Consider the following 20816-nt stretch of genomic DNA (forward strand, 5'->3'; position numbering starts at 1 on the left):
TCCCGTTCCCGATATGGGCAAAATCTGGTTTACAGACGGTTTAGTTTTACGGGCGTAGTATACCTGGCATTCTCATTATGCCAGAAGGCGTAATGCTATTTTTCTTTCAACGCTACCGGAGATGACATGGAACCCGATCCCAGTCCTCACCCTGAAGTAACAGGAATTTTCCGGTAAGCCACAGGTTAACGCCCGCTGCCTTACCGGTTTTGTAAGGCAGTGACGACCGCTCTCTTTTACGTCCCTGCTTGTTGATGCTCTCCTGCCTGATGCAGCTTTGTTGCGCCTGCAGGAAACTTAGGTACCGCTCAAGACGGTGCTAAGGACGTTTATGCAATTCAAAAACCTCACGCGCCAGCTGATGTCCCAGCTGAGCCGCCATCTGCCGCGCCGCCTGGTGCAGCGCGATCCTATGCCTGACGGGAAAGTGGTGGCGAAGGCCGCCGATATTCCGGCGACGCTGACCCAGGCCTGCCTGAAATATGCCGCCGCCAGCGAAGAGCAGCTCTACGTTGAGTTTGGCAGCCACCCGGAAGGGCTGGACGCTCGCGAAGTCGAAAAGGCGCGCGAAACCCACGGTCTGAACCAGATCCCGGCGCAGCAGCCCGCGCCGTGGTTTGTGCATCTCTGGGTTTGTTACCGCAACCCGTTCAACCTGCTGCTGACGGCGCTGGGGATTTTCTCCTACGCAACGGAAGATGATCTGTTTGGCGCCAGCGTCATCGCGCTGATGGTGGTGATTTCCACGCTGCTGAACTTCATCCAGGAAACCCGCTCCACCCGCGCGGCGGATGCGCTGAAGGCGATGGTTAGCAACACTGCGACCGTGCTGCGTGTGATCAACGAACAGGGTGAATATGCCTACGTCGAAGTTCCGCTGGACCAGCTGGTGCCGGGGGATATCGTTAAGCTTGCCGCAGGTGACATGATCCCGGCGGATCTGCGCGTGATTCAGGCGCGTGACCTGTTTGTTGGCCAGGCGTCGCTGACCGGGGAATCTCTGCCAGTCGAGAAAGTTGCCGTCAGCCGCCAACATGACCAGCACAACCCGCTGGAGTGCGACAACCTCTGCTTTATGGGCACCAACGTGGTCAGCGGTACCGCGCTGGCGATGATTATCGCCACCGGCGGCAACACCTGGTTCGGCCAGCTTGCCGGACGTGTCACCCAGCAGGAAAGCGAACCTAACGCCTTCCAGCGGGGTATCAGCCGCGTAAGCTGGCTGCTGATCCGCTTCATGATGGTGATGGTGCCGGTGGTGCTGCTGATTAACGGCTTCACCAAGGGCGACTGGTGGGAAGCGGCGCTGTTCTCGCTCTCCGTTGCCGTCGGCCTGACGCCGGAAATGCTGCCCATGATTGTGACCTCTACGCTGGCGCGCGGGGCGGTCAAGCTGTCGAAGCAAAAAGTCATTGTGAAACACCTGGATGCTATCCAGAACTTTGGCGCGATGGACATCCTGTGTACCGATAAAACCGGCACCCTGACGCAGGACCGCATCGTGCTGGAAACCCACACCGATATCTTCGGCGAACAAAGCGATCGCGTGCTGCATACCGCCTGGCTGAATAGCCACTACCAGACCGGCCTGAAAAACCTGCTCGACGTGGCGGTACTGGAAGGCGTCGATGCCGATCACGCCCGCACGGCGGTTGCCCGCTGGCACAAAATAGATGAAATTCCTTTCGACTTTGACCGTCGCCGCATGTCGGTTGTGGTCTCCGAGCAGGCCGACGTGCATCAGCTAATCTGCAAAGGCGCGCTGCAGGAGATCCTCAACGTCTGTACCCACGTGCGCCACGGCGACGAAATCGTACCGCTCAGTGAAGGGATGCTGACGCGTATTCGCAGCGTAACCGACTCGCTAAACAGCCAGGGGCTGCGCGTCGTTGCCGTTGCCACCAAATTCCTGCCAGCCCGCAGCGCAGACTACAGCCGCGTGGATGAGTCCGATCTGATCCTCGAAGGCTACATTGCCTTCCTCGATCCGCCGAAAGAAACCACCGCTCCGGCGTTAAAAGCGCTGAAAGCCAGCGGCATCGCGGTGAAAATCCTGACCGGTGACAGCGAACTGGTCGCGGCGAAAGTATGCCGTGAAGTCGGCCTGGAAGTCGGCGACCTGATTATCGGCAGCGACATCGAAGAAATGAGCGATGACGAGCTGGCTCGTGTGGCGCTGCAAACCACGCTGTTTGCCCGCCTGACGCCGATGCACAAAGAGCGTATTGTTCGCCTGCTGCGCGGTGAAGGCCATGTGGTTGGCTTTATGGGCGACGGCATCAACGATGCTCCAGCGTTACGTGCGGCGGATATCGGTATTTCCGTTGATGGCGCGGTGGATATCGCCCGTGAAGCTGCCGACATCATCCTGCTGGAAAAAAGCCTGATGGTGCTGGAAGAGGGCGTGATTGAAGGCCGTCGTACCTTCGCCAACATGCTCAAGTACATCAAAATGACCGCCAGCTCCAACTTCGGCAACGTCTTCAGCGTGCTGGTGGCCAGTGCCTTCCTGCCGTTCCTGCCGATGCTGCCGATCCACTTACTGATTCAGAACCTGATGTACGATGTCTCGCAGGTCGCGATCCCGTTTGATAACGTCGATGATGAGCAAATCAAGCAGCCGCAGCGCTGGAATCCGGCTGACCTGGGCCGCTTTATGGTGTTCTTCGGGCCGCTCAGCTCCATCTTCGATATCGTGACCTTCGGCGTGATGTGGTGGATTTTCAAAGCCAATTCCCCGGAAGCGCAAACGCTGTTCCAGTCCGGCTGGTTCGTGGAAGGCCTGCTGTCGCAGACGCTGATTGTGCACATGATCCGTACCCGTCGCATTCCGTTCCTGCAAAGCCGTCCGGCCTGGCCGCTGATGGTGATGACGCTGCTGGTGATGGCGCTCGGGATTGCGCTGCCGTTCTCCCCGCTGGCGGAGTACCTCCACCTGCAGGCGCTGCCGCTGAGCTACTTCCCGCTGCTGGTGATCATCCTGGCAGGCTACATGATGCTGACTCAGGCGGTAAAAGGTTTCTATAGCCGCCGTTACGGCTGGCAGTAATCCAAATATTGACGAGATGTGATCCACGTCTCGCCACCGCCTTGCTGAAAAATCCTTCACGTGATAACAGATTGTTTTTGCTGTTTTCTGGCCCGTCACGTGAAAGGATTATCCATGTTCAAATCGCTTCGTTTCAGCCTGCTGGCCGCAGGTATCGCCGTTGCCTGCCAGGCGCAGGCCGCCCCGGCAGGGGATCTCCCGTTAATGCCCTGGCCGCAGCAGGTCGAACTCCCGGCCACGCAGGGCAGCCTGGCGCTGACTAACGCCGTGTCTATTGCCATTATCGGCGACAAGCTCGACGGCGCCATTGACCGCTGGCGGCAGCGTATCAGCCTGCAAACCGGCTGGCAGCTTCAGCCTGCGGCTGCACAGCCGGCCAAACCCACGATTGCTATTCAAATCAAACAAGCCGTTGATCCACTGCCTAAAGCTGACAGCGACGAAAGTTATGCCTTAAGCGTGACGGCGGACGGCGTGAAGCTCACCGCTAACACGCGATTTGGGGCAATGCGCGGCATGGAGACCTTGCTGCAGCTGATTCAAAATGGCCCGCAAAACACGTCGATTCCTTATGTAGAAATCAAAGATGTCCCGCGCTTCCCGTGGCGAGGGCTGCTGCTTGATTCGGCTCGCCACTTTATGCCGGTGAACGACATTCTCCGTCAGCTGGACGGGATGGCCGCCGCCAAGCTGAACGTCTTCCACTGGCACCTGACGGACGATCAGGGTTGGCGCTTTGCGTCGACTCATTATCCAAAGCTGCAGCAGCTGGCGAGCGACGGGCAGTTCTATACACAGGCGCAAATGAAACAGGTGGTACGCTATGCCACCTCGCTGGGCATTCGCGTGGTGCCGGAAATCGACCTGCCGGGCCACGGTTCAGCGCTGGCTGTCGCTTACCCTGAGCTGATGAGCGCGCCGGGGCCTTACCAAATGGAGCGCAACTGGGGCGTCCTGAAGCCGTTGCTAAACCCGGCAAACGAAGCGGCCTACAAATTTGTTGATACGCTGATTGGCGAAGTTACAGCCATTTTCCCGGACAGTTACTTGCATATCGGCGGCGATGAGGTGGATGACACCCAGTGGAAAGAAAACGCCGCCATCCAGCAATTTATGAAGCAGCACAACCTGGCGGACTCTCATGCGCTGCAAACGTACTTCAACCAGCGGCTGGAGAAGATCCTCGAGAAACATAAGCGCCAGATGATGGGCTGGGATGAGATTTATCACCCGGATCTGCCGAAGAACATTTTGATCCAGTCCTGGCAGGGGCAGGATTCGCTGGGGGCGATTGCGGCCAAAGGCTACAAAGGCATTCTGTCCACGGGCTTTTACCTCGATCAGCCGCAGTCCACCGCCTACCATTACCGCAATGAAATCCTGCCGGTTGGGCTAAACGGGGTGGATCACATCCGCGAGGCCGACAGCGCACAGAGCTGGTTCTTCAACATGCCTCGCCTGAAAGGCAGTGCGGTAGAGGGCAGTTTTACGCTGGTGAAAAGTGACGGCGGCTGGCGCGGATTTATCGACTTCAAGGGCAAATCCCGCCGTGCAGTTCATGACGTAAAATGGCTGAACCCAACTCAGGTAACCTTTACGGTAGACACCTGGATGGGGGAAACGCGCCCGGTAGTCACGCTGGAAAACGACAAGCTTAATGGCTACTTCCTGGTGGGCAACGTGCGCTATCCGGCGACCGGGCAGAAGCTCGAGGGCATCCCGGATGGCAAACAGCCTGTGGTCCCAACCGAAGCGCAGATGAGCAATATCCTCGGCGGCGAAGCGGCGCTGTGGGCGGAAAACGTGATCTCCCCGCTGCTGGATATCAAGCTCTGGCCGCGGACTTTTGCCGTAGCCGAGCGGCTGTGGTCGGCTAAAGACGTCACAGACGTGGACAATATGTACCAGCGTATGCAGGCCATTGATGCCTGGTCCACGGTCTCCGTTGGCCTGCGTCAGCACACCGAGTCCGTTACGCAGCTCACTCGCCTCGCCGGTACACCGGAGATCATGCCTCTGCAAATCCTCGCCCAGGCCATTGAGCCGGCGCAGTACTACACGCGCCAGCATCTGAAATTCCAGGCCGGGAATTACAACCACTTTGAGCCGCTGAACCGCTTTGCCGATGCGCTTGGGGCCGAAAGTGGGCAGGTCAGGGCGATTAACGGTTGGGTGGACAAACTGATTGCCGACAGGGAAGACGGGAACAGTGCGGAAGCGTTGCGCCATATCTTCACTCGCTGGCAGAACAACACCCCGGATGTATTGGCGCTGATCGACGGCAACTACGTGCTAAAACCGCTCAAGCCGGTTGCTGAAGACGTGGACAAGCTCGCCGGGCTGGGCTTAAGGCTGACGGATTTGGTGGCGAAGCAAGGTTCGCTCAGCGATGACGAGCTGAAGGCCATTCAGGCTCAGCTGGATGCTGCGGCGCAGACTCGTGATGAAGTGGTGATTGCGGCGGTGTATCCGCTGGAGAAACTGCTGCGGGCTGCCGTGAAGTAAGAAAGAAATGGCCCCGTGAAAGCGGGGCCAGAAGCAAAGCGCGACGGCGAACTAGCGGCGAACGGCGATAGCTTCGATTTCGATTTTAACGTCTTTCGGCAGACGAGCCACTTCAACGCAAGAGCGAGCCGGGAAGGTCGCATTATGTTCGTTGAAGAAAGCTTCGTAGGTGGCGTTCACGGTCGCGAAATCATTCAGATCTTTCACAAACACGGTGGTTTTCACGATGTCGCCCACTTTCAGGCCCGCGGATTCAACGATAGCCTTCACGTTTTCCAGGGACTGACGAGCCTGAGCGGCTACATCTTCCGGCACTTCGCCGGTTTTTGGGTTAACCGGGATCTGCCCGGAAGTGATGATCATGCTCCCGAGATCGACACCCTGAACATAAGGACCGATAGCGGCCGGTGCATTTTCCGTGCTAAGCGTACGTGACATACTTTCTCCTTAGTATTGGATATAAACTCCGCCCATTATAGGGACGGGAAATTGCTTGTCATTAGTGGTCGTTAATCTACCAGAACCACGTGGCGAGCGAACTCTTTCTCGCAATACTTGCACTTCAGGCTGATATCGTCGGCGCGCTGCTTCACGGCGAACGAAGAAGCCACCGGCTCGTTGTGGCTGATGCAGTTGGTGTTCGGGCACAGCAGCACTTTCTCGATGCGATCCGGCAGGCTTGGGGTGCTTTTGCCCACCACTTCGTATTCGTCGATGCGGTTCACCGTGGCGTGCGGGGCGTACAGCGCCAGCTGATTCACCTGCTCGTCGGTCAGGAAAGTATTTTCAATTTTGATCAGATCTTTGCGACCCAGCTCGCGGGACGGCAAATTCAGGCCGATGGTAATGCGCTGGTCGGTTTCGGTCAGTTGGAACAGGGTCAGCAGCTTAAAGCCAACCTGAGCCGGAATGTGGTCGATAACGGTGCCGCGCTTGATGGCTTCAACCTGTAATTTATTATCGTGCGTCATCTTCTTGTCCTCTCACTTAAACCAGTTCGCGATTCAATACCAGCGCCAGCAGCGCCTGGCGAGCAAAAATACCGTTCCCGGCCTGCTGGAAGTACCAGGCATGCGGCGTGCTGTCTACGTCGGTGGTGATCTCATCCACGCGCGGCAGCGGGTGCAGCACCTTCATGTTTCCGCGTGCGCCGGCCAGGTCGGCGGCGCGCAGGATAAACTGCGCCTTAACGTTGGCGTACTCAGACGGATCCAGACGCTCTTTCTGCACGCGGGTCATATACAGAATGTCCAGCTCGCCCACCACTTCGTCGATAGACTCGTGGCGGCTCCAGGCAATGCCTTTTTCATCCAGCATGTCGAGAATGTACTGCGGCATCGCCAGGGCATTTGGCGCGATGAAATAGAAGCGGTTGCCGTTGAACTTCGCCAGCGCCTGGGCCAGCGAATGCACGGTGCGGCCATATTTCAGGTCGCCGACCATGGCGATATTCAGGTTCTCCAGGCGGCCCTGAGTTTCCTGAATGGTGAATAAATCCAGCAGGGTTTGGGTCGGGTGCTGGTTCGCGCCATCACCGGCGTTCAGCACCGGGATCTCACCGGAAAACTCGGTGGCCAGGCGGGCCGCGCCTTCCTGCGGGTGGCGCATCACAATGGCGTCCACGTAGGTACTGATGACGGAGATGGTATCCGCCAGCGTCTCACCTTTCTTGCCCAGCGAAGTGTTGCTGCTGTCGGAGAAACCCACCACGGACGCGCCCAGACGGTGAATGGAGGTTTCAAACGAGAGGCGGGTTCGGGTCGACGCTTCAAAGAAGCAACTGGCGATAACTTTGTGCTTCAGCAACTCCGGCTGTGGATTAGCTTTTAGCTTTGCCGCGGTTGCCAGCACCAGTTCAAGTTCTTCACGACTGAGATCATTGATGGAAATGATGTGTTTTTTATAGAGCGGGTTAGTCATGCTTCTCTCCTGTTCTCGGGCCGACGGGCAAAAAAAAGGCCCCTCAACGAGGGGCCTTAGCAATTTGGGAATTTAGACATTCGACGGTGCAACGGGAAGAAAAACGCCCTGCCGCGTCTGCTTTCAGACGTCGAGCTGCGACATTTTTTTGAACACAGTAAACCATGCTTCCTCCCGGCAAATTGTGGCGCATTATACGCGCGTGGGTGTTCTCTGCAAGCGCTAAAATCACACTTTTTCATGGGCGCTGCAATCGGTTGCGGTGCATTCAGGCCTGGCCCAGCATACGCATGATGCGGCGATGCACCAGCGGCGTTTTTTGCACTTCACGCGGCGCAATCCAGACCACGCTGCTGCCGGCGACCACGCCCAAAATCTCTGCGATGGCGTGATGATCGAGAATTTTTGCTATCGCTTTGCCGTAACCTGACACCGTATGCACCATGACAAATTCACTGTTGTGCTCAACGCTTAACACCATTTCGGCCACCGAACGCGCCGCGTTGGGCTGGGGCAAAGTCTGCGGGCTAAGAGCATAGATTTTTTGCCCTTTGGCATTGCGCAATTTGATAACGCCCAGCAGCTTGAGCAGGCGGGAGACGGTGGACTGACTGATGGCTTCGAAGCCGTGCTGTTTCAGGTCATGGCGCAGTTGCTCCTGGGAGTGATAACTCTTGTGGCTGATGAGCTGTTGGCACAGTTCAAGCTGGCGCTGCTCTTTCTCGAACGAGAGGCGGGATGTCCTCATGATCTCTATACACTCCTGTGATGGCCGGTGCGTTTTCATTGCACGGTGGATGAACGTAATTTATTGATAGAAATGATTTTTATTAATTTTATCTTTTTAAAATGTTGCCAATGGATGGAGATGAAGCGTTTAACGCCACAATCGTGGCGTTAATGGCGTCAGGCTATCTGTAAATTTCCACTTATGACCAGTTTTAATGTCCATGCTGCCAGAGCCAGAATGGCCACGGCGATCGCCAGTTCATAGCTTTTCAGCAGCGGCTGACCCTGGGTTTTTTTCTGCCACAGGAACACCAGAATGCCCGGCGTGAATAACAGCGAGCTCAGCAACATCGAATCGCCTGCGGCGTAGCAAAGCCAGAAGCCGTAAGCCGTGGCAATCAGGCCAAGCACGATGCCGCCGGTTCGTGATTCCCCCTGTCCATAGCGCTCCCCGGTCCAGGCCAGCTTCAGCCCGTAGGCTGCGCTGAACAGGTACGGAGGCAAAATGGCCGCCGTGGCAATGGAGAATAGCGCCTGGTAGCCGGCGGCGTAGAACAGGGTAAGGATCAGGAAGAGCTGAATTAAGCCATTGGTGATCCACAGTGAAAACGAAGGTGAATGACGGGCGTTCTCTTTGGCGAAAATTTTAGGGAAAATGCCGTCAATTGCCGCGACACGCGGTAATTCTGCGGCAAACAGCGTCCAGGCCAGCAGCGCGCCGGCTACGGACAGAATCACGCCTCCGGCAACGAACTTCGCTCCCCATGCCCCGACCACGCTTTCCAGCACGCCGGCCATCGACGGATTCTTCAGCCCGGCCAGGCTCGCCTGATCGAGGATCCCCATCGACAGCACGCTGACCAGCACGTAAATCGCCAGCGCGCCCAGCAGACCAATGACCGTTGCCTTACCGATATCCTCACGTTTTGCGGCCCGGGCAGAAACAACGGTTGCCCCTTCAATGCCGATAAACACCCAGGTAGTTACCAGCATGGTGTTTTTAACCTGGTCGAAAATTTCCGGGCGAGATCCTTCGACCAGCATCATGCGGCCCCAGAAATCCGCCGTGAACACGCCAATCCGAAAGGCAATCAGCACCGCGACAATAAAGACCAGCAGAATGATGACCTTGACCACGGTGAGGATGGTGTTGATGTAGGCGGCTTCTCGCACCCCGCGAAGTACCAGGGCATGAACTAACCAAAGCACGATGGAGGCGCCGATAATCGACGGCAGGTTATTCCCGTCGCCAAACACCGGAATGAAAAAGCTCATGGCGCTGAACAGCAGCACCGCGTAAGAGACGTTCCCGAGCCAGGCGGAGAACCAGTAGCCCCAGGCGGACTGGAAGCCAATAAAGTCGCCAAACCCGGCCCGGGCATAGCTGTAAACGCCGCCGTCAAGATCCGGGCAGCGAGCGCTGAGATTCTGATAAATAAACGCCAGGCAAAGCATGCCGACGCCGGTAATGGCCCAGCCGATCAGCAATGCGCCGGGGGACGCTACCGAAGCAAAGTTTTGCGGCAGGCTGAAAACGCCCCCGCCAATCATGGAGCCTATAACCAGCGCCACCAGCGCGCTGAGTCCGAGTTTTCTTTCACTGCTTGTGGAGGTGTCTGCGGCACCTTCATGGGTAACATCGGCCATTTCCTTTTCTCCCGCTGCGCGAAGCAGCACAAGGGCAATACGGGCAGCGAGGGGTTCCCACTGCCCGACAGCGTTACGCGCCGAGCGTGGCGACCATCACGGCTTTAATGGTGTGCATGCGGTTTTCGGCTTCGTCGAAGACAATGGAGTGTGCTGACTCAAAGACTTCCTCGGTCACTTCCAGCCCCTTCAGGCCGTAGGTTTCTTCGATCTCTTTGCCGACTTTGGTGTGTTCGTTATGGAAGGCAGGCAGGCAATGCATGAACTTGACGTTCGGGTTGCCGGTCGCATTAAGAACGCTCTGGTTAATCTGGTAGGGCGTCATGATGCTTACGCGTTCAGCCCAGGCTTCTTTAGGCTCGCCCATCGAAACCCAAACGTCCGTGTAGAGGAAATCCACGCCCGCAACGCCTTCTTCCACGCTGTCCGTCAGCATGATGCGGCCGCCGGTTTCTTTGGCGATGGCGCGGCATTGCTCGACCAGCGCTGCTTCAGGCCAGAAGGCTTTCGGCGCGACAAGACGAATATCCATGCCCATTTTGGCTGCGCCCACCATCAGGGAATTGCCCATGTTGTTACGGGCATCGCCGAGATAAGCGAAGGAGAGATCCTGCAGTTTTTTACCCGGAGCGTGCTCCAGCATGGTCATCAGGTCGGCGAGGATCTGGGTCGGGTGAAATTCATTGGTTAGCCCGTTCCACACCGGCACGCCAGCGTATTCCCCCAGCTCTTCGACAATGTCCTGGCCATAGCCGCGGTATTCAATCCCGTCGTACATCCGCCCCAGCACGCGAGCGGTATCTTTCATGGATTCTTTATGGCCGATTTGCGAGCCGCTTGGCCCCAGATAGGTCACCAGCGCGCCCTGGTCAAACGCGCCAACCTCAAAGGCGCAGCGGGTACGGGTGGAGGTTTTCTCGAAAATCAGCGCGATGTTTTTACCGCATAGCGTTTTTTTCTCAGTTCCGGCCTGTTTGGCGGCCTTCAGTTCACGAGCAAGATCGATGAGGTACTGAATTTCTGCCGGTTTAAAGTCGAGGAGTTTCAGGAAATTACGGTTTTTTAGGTTGATAGTCATTTTCGTTATCCTTTGAATGAGAAGTTTTTTTACCCTCACCCCGGCCCTCTCCCTGGAAGGGAGAGGGGGGAAATGCTGGTGATTCTGTTTCGTTTCCTGTCCCCTCTCCCCTGGGGGAGGAGGAAGTGCAGGCGGCTCGGTTTTATCCCCTCTCCCCTAGGGGAGAGGGTTAGGGTGAGGGGGCTTTCACGGCTCCCGAATTAACGTGCCTTTCTCCCCGGCCAGAATTGCCGGGCCATCCTCCAGCGCACCTATCCCGGCGATACCGTGGCAACTGGCGACAAAGTGACTGCAGGCGGACACTTTTGGCCCCATCGAGCCTGCATCGAAGCTCATGCTTTCAAGCTCGGCTGGCGTCACGCTGGTGAGCGGGCGCTGCGCTGGTGTGCCCCAGTTGAGATAAACGGCGTCTGTGTCAGTGAGGATCAGCAGGGCGTCGGCCTCTATCTGGCGAGCCAGCAATGCGGCGGAAAGATCCTTATCAATGACGGCTTCAATCCCGTGGTAGCCATCGGCTTTCTCCACCACCGGCACGCCGCCGCCGCCGTTACAAATAACCAGGTGGTCACGCTGGATAAGCGCCGTAATGGCATCGCTTTCGACGATGCGTTTAGGCAGCGGGGACGGCACCACGCGGCGGAAATACTGGCCATCTGCTTTTACCGACCAGCCTTTGTCACGTACCAACGCATCCGCCTGCTCCTTGTTGTACACCGGGCCGATGTACTTGGTCGGATTGCTAAAGGCCGGATCCTGCGGATCCACTTCAACCTGAGTCAGCAGCACGCTGACTTCGCGGTCAGGCAGATGATTTTTCAGCGCCTGCTGCAGCATGTAGCCGATCATTCCCTGGCTCTCAGCGCCGAGAACGTCCAGCGGATAAGGACTTACGTTTTGGTAGGCGCTGTTTTGCAGGGCCAGCAGGCCGACCTGCGGACCGTTGCCGTGCACCAGCACCACGCGCCAGGCGTGGGTGAGCTGGGCGATAGTTTTTGCCGCCAGCTCAATATTTTTACGCTGCAGGTCGGCTTCCAGCGGTTCACCACGCTTCAGCAGGGCATTCCCGCCGAGCGCGACTACGAGAGTGGGTTTCTGTTGCATATGCTTTCCTCCCTTAAATCCCGTCGCGTTCCAGCGGGCAGCTCATGCAACGCGCGCCGCCACGTCCGCGGCCCAGTTCATCGCCTGGAATAGGCAGGACGGTGATCCCGGCTTTGTCGTATTTCTCGTTGGTCCAGATATTGCGTTCGTAGCCGATGACCACGCCGGGGCGAACGGTCAGCACGTTGTTGGCGTCGTTCCACTGTTCGCGCTCGGCTTCAAAAGCATCGCCGCCGGTGGTGATGAGCTTGACCTGATCGATACCCAGCGCTTTTTCGATGGCGTTCACCAGGCTGGTTTCCTGCTGGCGTTTGATGCCGCCGTGGCCGTCAGGGGTTAACGTCCAGCACTGCACGTCTTTGCGGACGACTTCCGGGTAAACGGAGAAGGTGTCGAGATCGAGATGAGTCATGACGGTATCGAGGTGCATACAGGAGCGGTGCTTCGGTAGCTCGACGGCAATCACGCGTGTTGCCTGTTGATGCCTGAATAATGATTCAGCGAGGAACTCAATGCCCTGAGGGGTGGTTCGTTCGGACATGCCAATTAATACCGCACCCCGGCCAATCACTAATACGTCACCGCCTTCCAGCGTGGCATGATCGTAATTAATATTTTCGTCGCCGTAATACTTGATGAATTTCCCGTCGGTGAATGCCGGATGCCAGCGATAAATGGCCCTTAAGTTATTTGTTTCGCGCTGGCGAGCGGCTTTTGCCATTGGGTTAATAGAGACGCCGTTATAAATCCAGCAGGAAGTATCTCGGGTGAATAAATGGTTGGGGAGCGGCTTCATAATAAAGTCTGTTGTGGCATGAATATCCACGACCATATTTTTAATGTGTGTCGGAATTTCCCCGTAGGTCAGCCCGCCGGAAAGGCGACGGGCGAGTTCACGATGTGGCATATCAGCCAGCCAGCCGCGAACGTCCGAGGCGAATGCCGGCCCGAGCCGATAGTCTGAAATCTGGGTGTTCAGCAGCCAGGCCTTGGCATCGCTGACGTCCAGCGTTTGCGTCAGCAGGTCGGTTAGCAGCAGAACTTCCACGCCCTGGCCGCGCAGTGTATTGGCAAAAACGTCGTGCTCTTCACCGGCGCGCTCAACGGAAAGCACATCGTCAAATAACAATTCCTGACAGTTTGAAGGGGTAAGTCTTTTCAGGCTGAGGTTTGGGCGATGCAGCATCACGCTGCGTAGTTGACCTATTTCGGAGCCGACATAATGTTTGTCCATGACTATTCCTTTGCATTAATTCGGAGATAGACGTGCCATTGGCGCAATGAATATTGCGTCGCGATTTTATTAACCTGTAAAGTTTTCTTCGAGGCGTATATTAATTTCTTCACAACCATTTAATGTGAGATTTATCACGCGCTCAAGGTGGTTTTTATTTGTTTTGTTATTAATTGATGGCTGTCAGAGAACGGTGATTTAACTGAGATTGATGAATGCATAATTATACGATAAATCGTTTTTAATTATTTTGGTGTGTTAAAAATATGTAAGTTTATTCCTAAGGGTGAATGTCGCAATGTATTGATTATCATTGATTTTTATTTTCTGTTTGCATGATTATTCATTATGGAATCTGTTTAATGCCGTGAAGAGAAGTTCACGGAAAAATAGTTATTTTTATTTTGCTATTAATGCAGTGCATGCAAACTGTGAGCGCAGCGGATTTATTCTTTTTATCTTAATGAAAACAGACTGTTGTGTGGGGCATAAAAAGAGAGGGAGATGAGGTTATGTCCTTTTAGTGCATAAAAAATGCTGGGCGTGCATCAGACGCGCAACATTTTTAGTAATAACCAGGCGGGAGAAAAGAAAACCCCTCGGGCGGAAAGCCGCCGAGGGGCCAGGAGAAGCCCTGGGAGCGAAGAAACTAGTTTGCCAGCGTGGCGACCATCACGGCCTTGATGGTGTGCATCCGGTTCTCAGCCTGGTCGAACACCACGCTGTGGGAGGATTCAAAAACTTCGTCGGTGACTTCCATGCCGCCGTGCAGATCGAACTCCAGCGCCATTTGTTTACCCAGCGTGGTTTGATCGTCGTGAAACGCCGGCAGGCAGTGCAGGAATTTGACCTGCGGGTTGCCGGTTAACGCCAGCATGGCGCTGTTGACCTGATAAGGGCGCAGCAGGGTGATTCGCTCGGCCCACTTCTCTTTGGCTTCGCCCATCGACACCCAGACGTCGGTATAGATGAAATCCGCCCCTTTAACGCCCGCGGCAACGTCTTCGGTTAACGTGATTTTTCCGCCAGTCTTTTCGGCCATGGCTTTGCATTCGGCGACCAGCTTTTCATCCGGCCAGCAGGCTTTAGGCGCCACCAGGCGCAAATCTAGCCCGGTCAGCGCGGCAGCTTCCAGCATGGAGTTCCCCATGTTGTTGCGCGCGTCCCCGGCGTACACCAGCGTCATCTCATTCAGGTTTTTGCCCGGCAGGTGTTCCTGCATGGTGAGCAAATCCGCCAGCAGCTGGGTCGGGTGATATTCGTTGGTCAGGCCGTTCCACACCGGTACGCCCGCATAGCTGGCAAGGGTTTCGACGATATCCTGGCCGTAGCCGCGGTACTGGATGCCGTCATAAATGCGCCCCAGCACGCGAGCGGTATCTTTAATTGATTCTTTATGCCCGATCTGACTGCCGCTTGGGCCGAGATAAGTGACGCGGGCGCCCTGGTCGTAAGCGGCAACTTCGAAAGAGCAACGAGTACGAGTCGAATCTTTTTCGAAGATGAGCGCAATGTTTTTACCAGTAAGATGCTGAATCTCCGTTCCTTTTTTCTTTTCACTTTTCAGCTTGGCGGACAGGGTCAGCAATTCGTTCAGTTGAGCAGGGGTAAAATCGAGCAGCTTAAGAAAGTTTTTCTGATAGAAGTGACTCATTTTTTCCTCGCAGGGCGCAAGCCTTAATTGAATTAAAATTCAATTTATATGTATGAATATTCAATTGCAACCCCGTGTGTTAAAACTTTGCGGTGAAAGGTGGAGGCAAACCCCGGCGTGTGTGAAAATGAGAGTATCTGCCGACACATTTGAGGAAAGGGCCATGGCAAATCCAGAACAGCTGGAAGAACAGCGCGAAGAAACACGTTTAATCATTGAAGAACTGCTGGACGACGGGAGCGACCCGGACGCGCTGTACACCATCGAACACCACCTTTCTGCGGATGATTTCGAAACGCTGGAGAAAGCGGCCGTTGAAGCGTTCAAGCTGGGTTATGAAGTGACTGACCCGGAAGAGCTGGAAGTGGAAGAGGGTGATACCGTCATCTGCTGCGATATCCTGAGCGAATGCGCGCTGAACGCTGAGCTGATCGGTGCCCAGGTTGAGCAACTGCTGAACCTGGCCGAGAAATTCGGTGTGGAATACGACGGCTGGGGCACCTACTTCGAAGACCCGAACGGCGAAGAGGGTGAAGAAGACGGCGACGAATATCAGGACGAAGACGACGACGGCGTTCGTCACTAAAAGTAAGAGGCGCAGCGGCGTTCAGCCGCTGCGCCTGGCATGTGTCATTCTTACCCGATCGGGCAAAATTCTCTTTTTTCCTTTCTTCTTAAATAAATGATTTTCAGGCCGCCTATTCTGCCTTAGCATCGTCATCTTGTATTAAAAATGCGCAAATGAGGCTAAAGTCTCGCCATTTCAATTATCAGTCAGCACAGGATGTGTAATATGACAGCTTCCAGTCTTACTCCCTCCTCGCCCCCGGCACAAAAAACGCCCAGAACAGGTTTTGAAAAGTGGCAGGACGGTATTAATAAGGCCCCCGGCGATACGCGGTGGAATGCCTGGGATTGTGACATCCAGCGGGTAGTCGATGGATACAATCGCCATCTCTCCTCTACGCCAGGCTACAGGACTTTGGACTGGCATCTGATTAAAGCGATGGTCTGGGTCGAAACGGGAGCCCTGAGCTCAGAATGGCATTTCCGACCGATGCAAATCGGTGTTAAGGGCGATCCTGGGATGACATCTTTCCTGTCCGGTAAGGAAGGCGGTGAGCTCATCCTGCCTGACGCGTGGAAAAAACAGTTAACCGTCGCCACGATCAGAACCACGCCGTTAAATAACCTGCGTGCGGGCATCGGGTACCTGCTGATGCGTATGGCGCAATTCGAGCACCGAACGATACTCACTGTTGACAGCAAAATTTATGACGTCACCGTGAAACCCGGTGACAGCCTGGCAAAAATAGCGAAAGCGCAGGGAAGCACTCTGGAACTGCTGCAAAAGCTTAATCCACAGGTCAAGATTCTCCGTGCAGGTCAGACGCTCAAGTGCCAGAAGGCAAACGCTCGCAGAGTGATTGCCGGATGGCGGAGCATTTCTACCACGACGATCGCTCTTCGCTATAACGGCGGCGGCGATCCTAACTATTCCAGAAAACTCGATTACGCATTATCACTGATTAAAAAAGGGAAGAGCGCTTTATGCAAATGACACTGAAAGCTTGCCTGGTTATCGCCGCTTGTCTGCCGATGCTGGCGCTGGCTGACGATCCTCAGCCAGTTAAGGATGCCACGGCCCTGCGAGAAGCGTGTAGTGAATATGCGGAAGCGGGGATGCGTGACTGTCTGATTAAGCAGTCGAAAGAGAGTGAGCAAGTTTTGGAAAAAGCCAGCAAATCCGCCGCCACCAGAATCGCCGAATGGGATGAAGACCAGCGCTATATCGAGAAAGCTAGCGCAGCGCTCGAGACATCAAATCAACGGTTCATTCATTACCGCAACGGTCAATGCCAGCTTGCGGCTTCGCTCAGCGGAGGTGCGGCAGGCAATGCGCGTGAAATCAGGCGGCTGTCTTGCATAGCTGAACTCAACTATGGTCGCGCTGAGCAGCTAACCCACGCGGTTTCAGGGCTAGCCGTGAAATAGTGCAGCACGCTCTTTGTTGCCGGGCTTACTGACAAAAGTGTGGGCAGTGATTATGCTGTCCTTTACGAAAAGTAAGCGGTGCAGCGGCGTTCAGCCGCTGCGCATCAGGATATCCTCATGGACTACCAGCAACTCCTCTCCCCGATTACCCAATTCCTGCAGTGCCCGACGCCCGAGGCGTGGATTCAAAAGGCACGTCGCCCGGAAAATCTGCCGCTGCTGCTAACCGACCACATGGTGTGCGAGCTGAAAGCCGCGCAAACCGCGATGCTGCTGATCCGCAAATACGTTGCCGATAAAGAGAGTTCCCAGGCGCTGCTGGCCTGGCTGCAGCCTTATGAAGCCTTTACCTTCCGTGACGGCGAGGAACCCGATTTTCTCTCGCTCCACAAAGGGCTGAGCAAAAGCATCATGCCGAAAACGGCGAACGGCTGGGGGCAGCAGCTTATCGACAGCATGGTGCTGCTGATCAAAGAAGAGCTGCACCATTTTTGGCAGGTGCGGGAAATTATGATTGCCCGTAACATCCCGTACGCCAAAATCACCGCCAGCCGCTACGCTAAAGGTTTACTGAGTGAAACTCGCACTCATGAACCGCTGATGCTGGTCGATAAACTTATCTGCGGCGCCTACATTGAAGCGCGATCCTGTGAACGATTTGCCGCGCTGGCGCCGCACCTGGATGATGAATTACAGCGTTTTTACCTGTCGCTGCTGCGCTCCGAGGCGCGCCATTATCAGGATTATTTAACCCTGGCGGAGCAGATTGCCGGGGGCGATATCAGTGAACGCGTGCGTTTCTTTGGCAAGGTTGAGGCCGGGCTTATCCAAAGCCATGACGACGAGTTTCGTTTCCACAGCGGCGTACCCGCCGCAGAGTAGAAGGATGTACCATGAACTGGACCCACGTCATTATTGCAGGCTATGTCGGGGCTGTGATCGCCGCGGTGGTAGCGGTATTCCGCAAGAAGGGCTGGGTTGGTAAAGCGGGCGCGGTGGCCATTGCGCTGGTTGCTATCATGGCGTGGAACATCTTTGACGTACAATACCTTATTCCTCGCGATCGGGCCGGGCAGGAACTGGCCGGGCTGGATGACGCGATGGCCCGGATGCCGGTTTACCAGGTGCTGAAAGAGCAGGAACCCGCGCTGTGGATGTCCATTCGCCAGCAGGCGGTAGAGATGCACCAGCAGGGGAAAACCGAGCAGGAAGTGATCGACACCATCCAGCCGCAGATCCTCGCGGTGGAGACGAAGCGCCTGCAAAGCGCGACGGACGACAACGTCGTGGCGTTTATGCAGGTGAACATGCAGCAAACGGCGATGGTGCAAAAATCCAGTGACGACGCCTGTTTCCGCTTCCTGTTTCCGGACGTGAAGGGCGGCATTAACTCCACGAAAATACTGCCTAAGGATGTGACGATGCGCCGCATGCAGGTGGATGCGGCGATGATGCGTTCCGCCTACGGCGCAGACAAACACAGCGTAACTGACGCCGAGCGCGATCAGGCCCGCAAAGACATTCAGCCCATCGTGCAGCAGTTGACTAAGCGCTACGGGAGCGACCTCCAGCTTATGTCGGACCCGCATAAAGCGGTGGGCAAAGAGGGGCTGGTCTGTAACCAGGTTCAGGAGCTGTGGCGCAACGTTCTGCAACTGCCTCCTGCCCGCGCGGCCGGGATCATTCGCCTGTCGGTTGCGCAGGAATAACCCGTAGCGATAGCGATCGAAATCGCTTAAGGCTTGAACAGCTACGCGCTTATCGCTAAGGTAAGCGCGTTTTTTTACCTTCCTGGAAAGCATCATGACCGCTATCGCCCTTATCGACGACCACCTTATCGTCCGCTCCGGCTTTGCCCAACTTCTTGGGCTGGAGGCGGATTTTCAGGTCGTGGCCGAGTTCGGCTCCGGACGCGAGGCGCTGGCCGGGCTGCCGGGGCAGGGCGTGCAGGTGTGTATCTGCGATATTTCAATGCCGGACATTTCCGGGCTGGAGCTGTTAAGCCAGTTACCAAAAGGAATGGCGATCGTCATGCTGTCGGTGCACGACAGCCCCGCGCTGGTGGAGCAGGCGCTAAACGCTGGCGCGCGCGGCTTTTTATCCAAACGCTGCAGCCCCGACGAACTAATTGCCGCCGTGCGCACGGTGGCGACGGGCGGGTGCTACCTGACGCCGGACATTGCCATGAAGCTGGCCGCCGGGCGGCAGGATCCGTTGACGAAGCGCGAGCGGCAGGTGGCTGAAAAGCTGGCGCAGGGCATGGCGGTGAAAGAGATTGCCACCGAGCTGGGACTTTCGCCAAAAACGGTGCACGTGCACCGCGCCAACCTGATGGAAAAGCTCGACGTCAGCAACGATGTGGCGCTGGCGCGACGCCTGTTTGACGGTTGGTGATGCGACCTTTCTTCTCGCGGCTGATTGCCGTTATCGCCAGTTTCTTTATCTTTTCCGCCGGCTGGTTTTGCCTGTGGAGCATCAGCCTGCATCTGGTGGAGCGGCCTGAGCTGGCGGTGCTGTTATTTCCCTTTGGATTGCGTTTAGGGCTGATGCTGCAGTGCCCGCGCGGCTACTGGCCGGTTCTGCTGGGCGCGGAGTGGCTGATGCTTTTCTGGCTCGCGCAGGAAGTGGCGCTGGCGCATCTGCCGCTGTTAATGCTGGGCGGAGTGCTCACCGTCCTGCCGGTGGCGCTCATTTCACGTTATCGTCATCAGCGTGACTGGCGGACTCTGCTGCGCCAGGGCGGGGCGCTTATCGCGGCCGCTTTGCTGCAGTCGCTGCCGTGGCTGAACCAGGGCAGCGATGCCCTGAATGCGCTGCTGCTGACCCTGACCGGTGGGTTAACGCTGGCGCCGACCTGCCTGGTACTCTGGCACTATCTGACCAGCACCGTCTGGCAACCTCTTGGCCCGGCGCTGGTTTCCCAGCCGGTTAACTGGCGCGGGCGGCATCTGATTTGGTATTTACTGCTGTTTGCCGTCAGCCTCTGGCTGCAGTTGGGGTTACCCGCCGAACTCTCCCGCTTTACGCCGTTCTGCCTGGCGCTGCCGATTATCGCCCTGGCCTGGCACTACGGCTGGCAGGGAGCGCTGATTGCCACCCTGATGAACGCCATCGCGCTGATTGCCAGCCAGACCTGGCACGATCATCCGGTGGATCTTCTGCTTTCATTGCTGGCTCAAAGCCTGACCGGGTTATTGCTGGGCGCAGGGATCCAGCGCCTGCGTGAACTGAACCAGTCTTTGCAAACCGAGCTGGCGCGAAATCGCCGCCTGGCCGAACGCCTGCTGGAAACCGAAGAAAGCGTGCGGCGGGAAGTGGCGCGGGAGCTGCATGACGACATTGGGCAGACCATCACGGCGATCCGTACCCAGGCCGGGATCGTGCAGCGGCTGGCGCCAGAAAGTGAGGGTGTTAAGCGCAGCGGCGCGCATATCGAACAGCTTTCGCTGGGGGTTTATGACTCCGTTCGTCGTCTGCTGGGGCGCTTACGTCCGCGCCAGCTGGATGATTTATCGCTCGAGCAGGCGATTCGTTCCCTGATGCGCGAAATGGAGCTGGAAAGTCGCGGCATCGTCGGCCATATCAACTGGCGAATCGATGAGCCTCTGCTTAGCGAGGGGCAGCGCGTGACCCTGTTCCGCGTTTGTCAGGAAGGGCTCAATAACATCGTGAAGCACGCCAGCGCCAGCGCGGTAACGCTCCAGGGCTGGCAGCAGGACGAGCGGCTGATGCTGGTGATCGAAGACGACGGCAGCGGTTTGCCGCCGGGGTCCGGGCAGCAGGGCTTTGGGCTTACCGGCATGCGTGAGCGCGTGACGGCGCTGGGCGGGACGCTCGCTATTTCCTGCACTCACGGCACGCGCGTCAGCGTTAGCCTGCCATTACGTTATGCCTGAGGGGCGAG

18 protein-coding genes are annotated in these 20816 nt (G+C 56.5%); 9 read left to right on the plus strand and 9 right to left on the minus strand.

Annotation, left to right across the window (positions count from 1 at the left end):
* Positions 1 to 331 precede the first annotated feature (331 nt).
* Positions 332 to 3049 (plus strand): magnesium-translocating P-type ATPase, encoded by a 2718-nt coding sequence (gene mgtA, locus ACREYP_RS01990; protein WP_336818822.1) that lies wholly within the window; start codon positions 332 to 334, stop codon positions 3047 to 3049.
* 114 nt (positions 3050 to 3163) lie between these two features.
* The gene (locus ACREYP_RS01995) at positions 3164 to 5554 is read left to right on the plus strand and encodes a beta-N-acetylhexosaminidase (RefSeq protein WP_008454723.1); all 2391 of its coding nucleotides are present in this window, start codon (positions 3164 to 3166) and stop codon (positions 5552 to 5554) included.
* Between the two features lie 51 nt (positions 5555 to 5605).
* Here ACREYP_RS01995 and ridA read toward each other — a convergent pair whose 3' ends face one another.
* From ridA to argF (ACREYP_RS02040), 9 genes are all read right to left on the minus strand, one after another.
* Positions 5606 to 5992, minus strand: coding sequence for a 2-iminobutanoate/2-iminopropanoate deaminase (ridA, locus tag ACREYP_RS02000; protein WP_008454721.1), 387 nt, complete (start codon positions 5990 to 5992; stop codon positions 5606 to 5608).
* Positions 5993 to 6063: 71 nt separating this feature from the next.
* Positions 6064 to 6525 (minus strand): aspartate carbamoyltransferase regulatory subunit, encoded by a 462-nt coding sequence (gene pyrI / locus ACREYP_RS02005; protein WP_008454720.1) that lies wholly within the window; start codon positions 6523 to 6525, stop codon positions 6064 to 6066.
* 16 nt (positions 6526 to 6541) lie between these two features.
* On the minus strand, positions 6542 to 7474 hold the full coding sequence (gene pyrB, locus ACREYP_RS02010) for an aspartate carbamoyltransferase (RefSeq protein ID WP_008454719.1): 933 nt from the start codon (positions 7472 to 7474) through the stop codon (positions 6542 to 6544).
* Positions 7475 to 7742: 268 nt separating this feature from the next.
* On the minus strand, positions 7743 to 8222 hold the full coding sequence (locus ACREYP_RS02015; RefSeq protein WP_008454718.1) for an arginine repressor: 480 nt from the start codon (positions 8220 to 8222) through the stop codon (positions 7743 to 7745).
* Between the two features lie 158 nt (positions 8223 to 8380).
* Positions 8381 to 9850, minus strand: a complete 1470-nt coding sequence (gene arcD / locus ACREYP_RS02020; RefSeq protein WP_008454716.1) for an arginine-ornithine antiporter — start codon at positions 9848 to 9850, stop codon at positions 8381 to 8383.
* A 73-nt stretch (positions 9851 to 9923) separates the two neighbouring features.
* Positions 9924 to 10928, minus strand: coding sequence for an ornithine carbamoyltransferase (gene argF / locus ACREYP_RS02025; protein ID WP_008454714.1), 1005 nt, complete (start codon positions 10926 to 10928; stop codon positions 9924 to 9926).
* A 186-nt stretch (positions 10929 to 11114) separates the two neighbouring features.
* Positions 11115 to 12029 (minus strand): carbamate kinase, encoded by a 915-nt coding sequence (locus ACREYP_RS02030; protein WP_336818823.1) that lies wholly within the window; start codon positions 12027 to 12029, stop codon positions 11115 to 11117.
* Between the two features lie 13 nt (positions 12030 to 12042).
* Positions 12043 to 13263 (minus strand): arginine deiminase, encoded by a 1221-nt coding sequence (gene arcA, locus ACREYP_RS02035; protein ID WP_008460769.1) that lies wholly within the window; start codon positions 13261 to 13263, stop codon positions 12043 to 12045.
* Positions 13264 to 13912: 649 nt separating this feature from the next.
* Positions 13913 to 14917, minus strand: coding sequence for an ornithine carbamoyltransferase (argF, locus tag ACREYP_RS02040; protein WP_008460770.1), 1005 nt, complete (start codon positions 14915 to 14917; stop codon positions 13913 to 13915).
* Between the two features lie 163 nt (positions 14918 to 15080).
* Here argF (ACREYP_RS02040) and rraB point away from each other — a divergent pair, with 163 nt between their 5' ends.
* The 7 genes from rraB (at position 15081) to uhpB (ending at position 20808) form a co-directional block, all read left to right on the plus strand.
* Entirely contained in the window at positions 15081 to 15503 is a 423-nt protein-coding gene (rraB, locus tag ACREYP_RS02045; protein WP_008460771.1) for a ribonuclease E inhibitor RraB, read from the plus strand.
* Between the two features lie 207 nt (positions 15504 to 15710).
* The gene (locus tag ACREYP_RS02050; protein ID WP_052154810.1) at positions 15711 to 16478 is read left to right on the plus strand and encodes a LysM peptidoglycan-binding domain-containing protein; all 768 of its coding nucleotides are present in this window, start codon (positions 15711 to 15713) and stop codon (positions 16476 to 16478) included.
* On the plus strand, positions 16469 to 16912 hold the full coding sequence (locus ACREYP_RS02055) for a lysozyme inhibitor LprI family protein (RefSeq protein WP_336818825.1): 444 nt from the start codon (positions 16469 to 16471) through the stop codon (positions 16910 to 16912). Before ACREYP_RS02050 ends, ACREYP_RS02055 begins: the two co-directional genes overlap by 10 nt.
* Positions 16913 to 17029: 117 nt before the next feature.
* Positions 17030 to 17794 (plus strand): tRNA isopentenyl-2-thiomethyl-A-37 hydroxylase MiaE, encoded by a 765-nt coding sequence (miaE, locus tag ACREYP_RS02060; RefSeq protein WP_166877870.1) that lies wholly within the window; start codon positions 17030 to 17032, stop codon positions 17792 to 17794.
* 11 nt (positions 17795 to 17805) lie between these two features.
* Positions 17806 to 18621: a topoisomerase II gene (locus ACREYP_RS02065; RefSeq protein ID WP_336818826.1), complete on the plus strand. Its 816-nt coding sequence runs from the start codon at positions 17806 to 17808 to the stop codon at positions 18619 to 18621.
* Between the two features lie 94 nt (positions 18622 to 18715).
* On the plus strand, positions 18716 to 19306 hold the full coding sequence (gene uhpA / locus ACREYP_RS02070) for a response regulator transcription factor UhpA (protein WP_008460776.1): 591 nt from the start codon (positions 18716 to 18718) through the stop codon (positions 19304 to 19306).
* Positions 19306 to 20808, plus strand: coding sequence for a signal transduction histidine-protein kinase/phosphatase UhpB (uhpB, locus tag ACREYP_RS02075; RefSeq protein WP_336818827.1), 1503 nt, complete (start codon positions 19306 to 19308; stop codon positions 20806 to 20808). Before uhpA ends, uhpB begins: the two co-directional genes overlap by 1 nt.
* Positions 20809 to 20816 lie beyond the last annotated feature (8 nt).

The organism is Enterobacter sp. TMH.L2 (assembly GCF_050847315.1).
Classification (GTDB): Bacteria; Pseudomonadota; Gammaproteobacteria; order Enterobacterales; family Enterobacteriaceae; genus Cedecea.